The following is a 3,187-nucleotide window of genomic DNA, read 5'->3' as shown; positions in this document are numbered from 1 at the left end:
CCGGCGGCCGTCGACCGGGTGCGGGCCGCCCTGGCCGAGGCCGTGCGGCCGTACGAGGGACCGGACGGGGTCCGGCTGCGCACCGCGGCCTGGCTGGTCACCGCGCGTCGACCCGGGTGAGCCCGGAGGTCGCCGCCGGCCTCCGCCGGGCCCGGCTCGCTCGGGGGAGCCGGGCCCGGCGGAGCCTAGGATCCTGGTGATGGCACCCAGAAGAGCGGCCGCGCTGCGGGGCGGCGAGCAGAGCCTGCGGGAGCACCTGATCGCCGCGGCCGGGCGGCTGGTGGCCCGGCGCGGCGTGGCCGGGCTGACCGTCCGCGACATCGCCCGTGAGGCCGGCGTCGCCGACGGGGTGCTCTACAACCACTTCGCCGACAAGGAGGAGCTGCTCGCGGCCGCGCTGCACGCGCACGTGCGGTCGGTCGAGGCGGCGCGGGAGGGGGCGGCCCCGCGGCCGGGCGAGGCGACCGTCGAGGCGAACCTGCGGGCGTACCTGGACCGGGCGCTGGCGCTGCACGCCGCGATCCTGCCGGCGTTCGCCGGGCTGACCACGCAGCCGAAGTTGCTGGCGCGCCTCGGCGAGCTGCCCGCCCCGCTCGGCGGCGGCCACGGGCTGCGCGGGGAACTGGCCGGCTACGTGCGCGCGGAGCAGCGGCTCGGCCGGATCGCACCGACCGTCCGCCCGGAGGCGGTGGCCACGCTGGTCGTGGGGGTCTGTCACGACCTGGTCCTCGGCCGGCTGCTCGACCCGGCCGGCCCACCACCGGAGCCCGCCCCGGACCTGGTGGACGCCCTGGTCGCCACCCTGCTGCACGGCGTCCTGCCGGCCTGAGCCGCGCGTCAGCGCAACCGGGGCAGCACCTCGCGCTCGTAGAGGTCGAACAGGCCCTGCCAGTGCGGGCCGGTGTTGGCCACGTAGATCTCGTCGAAGCCGGCCTTGGCGTACTTGTCGATCATCTCCAGGTGGGCGTCGGCATCCCGGCCGCAGACGAACGACTCCTTCATCATCTCCGGCGCGACCAGCTGGGCGGCCTGCTCGAAGTGGCGCGGCGACGGAAGCACCTGGGACAGCTCCCCCGGCACGCCGGCGTTGGGCCACCGCTCGTACGCGATCCGCACGCCCTCCTCCTCGCTGTCGGCGTACGCGGCCTTGAAGCCGGCCTGGCAGGGCTTGTCGCCGCCGCCGGAGTCGCGGAACCGGCGGACCATGTCGGCGTCGGGCATGGTGCTGACGTAGCCGTCACCGATCCGGGCGGCCAGCTCGATCGACTTCGGGCCGAAGCCGGAGACGTAGATCGGCGGGGGAGTGTCGGGGCGGGTGTAGATTCGCGCGTGCTCCACGGTGTAGTGCTTGCCGTGGTGGTTGACGAAGTCGCCGGTCCACAGGGCCCGGATCACCTCGACCGCCTCCTCGAGCATCTCCAGCCGGATGTCGGCCTGCGGCCACGGGTCGCCGAAGATGTGCTCGTTGAGCGCCTCGCCGCTGCCCACCCCGAGCACGAATCGCCCGTCGTGCAGCACCGCGCTGGTGGCCGCGGCCTGCGCGATCACGGCGGGGTGGATGCGGACGGTCGGGCAGGTGACGGCGGTGGTCACCGGCAGCCGGCAGACCTGGCTGAGCGCCCCGATGGTCGACCAGACGAAGGGGCTCTGGCCCTGCGCGTCGACCCAGGGGTGGTAATGGTCGGAGATCCACAGTGCCTCGAAGCCGGCCCGCTCGGCGCCGCGCGCCTGCTCCAGCAGCTCCGCCGGGGTGTACTCCTCACTGGACAGGAAGTAGCCGATCCTCATCGTTCCCCCTCGCCGCGTCCGGGTGCCGGGCGCACCCGGGGACAACGACAGCCCTACCCCGGGGAGACGGGGTCCGAACGCGACGGCCTACCGGCGGAACATCGCCCGGATGGCGATCAGCAGGAACAGGCCGCCGACCACCAGGCCGAGCAGGCGTACGCCGGGGATGTCCGCGGCGCTGGTGGCGTCGGCGAGCAGCGCGGGATGCATGGTCGCACTCTCCCACGGGCCGGTCGGCGGTGCCAGCCGCTAACAGTAAGGATTGTTGACTATTTCGGGACGCGGTGTGACCATGTCAGCACCGCCGGGGCGGCGGGCCGTGGGGAAGACGGGGGTACGACAGCGCATGAGCGAGCGGATCGTGGGAGCGACCGGAGACCTGGCGGCCCTGGCCGCCGCCGTCCTGCAACCCGGGTTCGTCGGCACCACACCGCCGCCGTGGATCTGCCGCTGGCTCGGCGAGGGTCTCGGGTCGGTGGTCCTCTTCGCCCGCAACGTCGTCGACCACGAGCAGGTCGCCGAGCTGACCGCGAACCTGCGCGCCGAGCGGCCCGACGTGATCGTGGCCATCGACGAGGAGGCCGGCGACGTCACCCGGATCGAGTCGGCCCGGGGCAGCTCCCGGCCCGGCAACTTCGCCCTCGGCGCCGTCGACGATCCGGCGCTGACCGAGGAGGTGGCTCGCGACCTGGGCGCCGAGCTGGCCGCGGTGGGCGTGACGCTGAACTACGCCCCGGACGCCGACGTCAACTCGAACCCGGCGAACCCGGTGATCGGGGTCCGCTCGTTCGGCGCCGACCCGGCCCTGGTCGCCCGGCACACCGCCGCCTGGGTCCGCGGCCTGCAGGCCGGTGGCGTCGCCGCCTGCGCCAAGCACTTCCCCGGGCACGGCGACACCCGGGTCGACTCCCACCACGACCTGCCCCGCATCGGCGGCGACCGGGCCCGGCTGGACGCGGTCGAGCTGGCCCCGTTCCGGGCCGCGGTGACGGCCGGGGCGCAGGCGGTGATGACCGGGCACCTGCTGGTGCCGGCGCTGGACCCGGAGCTGCCGGCCACGCTCAGCCCGCGCATCCTGGGCCGCCTGCTCCGCGAGGAGATGGGCTTCGGTGGCGTGGTGGTGACCGACGCGGTGGAGATGCGCGCCGTCGCCGACCGGTACGGCTTCGCCGGAGCGGCGGTCCGCGCGCTCGCCGCCGGGGCGGACGCGATCTGCGTGGGCGGGGAGCGGGCCACCGAGGCCGACGCCCGCGAGCTGCGGGACGCCATCGTGGCCGCGGTGGTGTCCGGGGACCTGCCGGAGGAGCGGCTGGCCGAGGCGGCGAAGCGGGTCGAACAGCTGGCCGCCTGGACGGTCGCCGCCCGGTCCGGCCGGTCCGGCGCCCGGCCCGGCGACGCC

Annotated in this window: 4 protein-coding genes; 2 read left to right on the top strand and 2 right to left on the bottom strand. The window is 75.3% G+C overall.

Features of this window, described 5'->3' with window-relative positions; genetic code table 11:
• Positions 1–199 precede the first annotated feature (199 nt).
• Complete coding sequence (locus tag B0E53_RS34740) at positions 200–829, top strand: TetR/AcrR family transcriptional regulator (protein WP_107079754.1); 630 nt, start codon at positions 200–202, stop codon at positions 827–829.
• Between the two features lie 8 nt (positions 830–837).
• Here the strand turns inward: B0E53_RS34740 and B0E53_RS34735 are convergent, their stop codons facing one another.
• Positions 838–1,788 carry a TIGR03557 family F420-dependent LLM class oxidoreductase gene (locus B0E53_RS34735; protein WP_107079753.1) on the bottom strand — a complete coding sequence of 317 codons (951 nt, stop codon included), beginning with the start codon at positions 1,786–1,788 and terminating at the stop codon, positions 838–840.
• An 87-nt stretch (positions 1,789–1,875) separates the two neighbouring features.
• A complete protein-coding gene (locus B0E53_RS40305) occupies positions 1,876–1,998 on the bottom strand; it encodes a hypothetical protein (protein ID WP_256566104.1) in 123 nt (40 codons plus the stop codon).
• A gap of 136 nt (positions 1,999–2,134) precedes the next feature.
• Here B0E53_RS40305 and B0E53_RS34730 point away from each other — a divergent pair.
• Positions 2,135–3,187: glycoside hydrolase family 3 N-terminal domain-containing protein (locus tag B0E53_RS34730; RefSeq protein WP_107079752.1), on the top strand; the 1,053-nt coding region annotated here is incomplete at its 3' end.

The sequence above is a fragment of the Micromonospora sp. MH33 genome (assembly GCF_003013775.1).
In the GTDB taxonomy this organism is placed as follows: Bacteria; Actinomycetota; Actinomycetes; order Mycobacteriales; family Micromonosporaceae; genus Micromonospora; species Micromonospora fulviviridis.
Note: the sequence above shows the minus strand (reverse complement) of the source record. Positions and strands in the feature narration are given on the sequence as shown.